The organism is Streptomyces sp. AC627_RSS907 (genome assembly GCF_019049165.1).
In genome coordinates, this window is the sequence record NZ_JAGMUE010000554.1 from 1 (window position 1) to 661 (window position 661).

1 protein-coding gene is annotated in these 661 nt (G+C 76.1%); it reads right to left on the bottom strand.

What is annotated here, in order from left to right:
• A partial coding sequence (locus KUM32_RS37025; protein WP_217146253.1) for a ferric iron reductase occupies window positions 1-661 on the bottom strand: 661 nt, incomplete at both ends.

A 661-nucleotide genomic window follows, 5' to 3' on the forward strand; every position in this document is an offset into this window, starting at 1 on the left:
CGGCCCCACCGCGTGAGGAGGTTGGCCTTGGCGGGCAGCGGGGCCCCGGCGGCCAGGGCGCGCAGGGGCGCCGGCTCACCGTGCGCGGCGGAGCGCTCCAGGAGGACCTGGCGCACGGCCCGCCACAGCGCGGGTTCGAGTGTGGGGTGGAGGTCGGCGAGTGCGGCGAGCAACTCCGCGACGTGGTTGACCAGCAGGCAGTAGACCACCCGGTCCCAGCCGCGGGGGGCGTCGTAGGTCATGGGCCCGGCGACGTCGGCCGGCAGCGCCGCGAGGGTGCCCGCGTGCCGCGCGGCCAGCAGCTTGGTGCCCTCCAGGTCGCGGAAGAGCACCTGGCGCGGCCAGTTGTCGCCGTCCACGCCGACGACCACGTTCTGTAGGTGCGGTTCGAGTACCACGCCGTGGTCGAAGTACGCCGCGAGTACGGGCGGAACGAGGAGCCGCAGGTACGCCTCCCACCAGGCGAGCGCCGTCTCCGGCCCGGCGCCCGCGGGGTGCGCGGCGAGCAGGTGGCCGATCTGGGCGCCTCCGGTGGGGTACTCGTCGGCGATGGCGGCGGCCAGCAACCCGGTCACGCCGGGCGCCAGCCGGTCGGCCAGGCCCTCGCGGACAATGACGCCAAACACCTCGGCCAGTTCGCGGTCGGCGCCGGGGTCGCCGG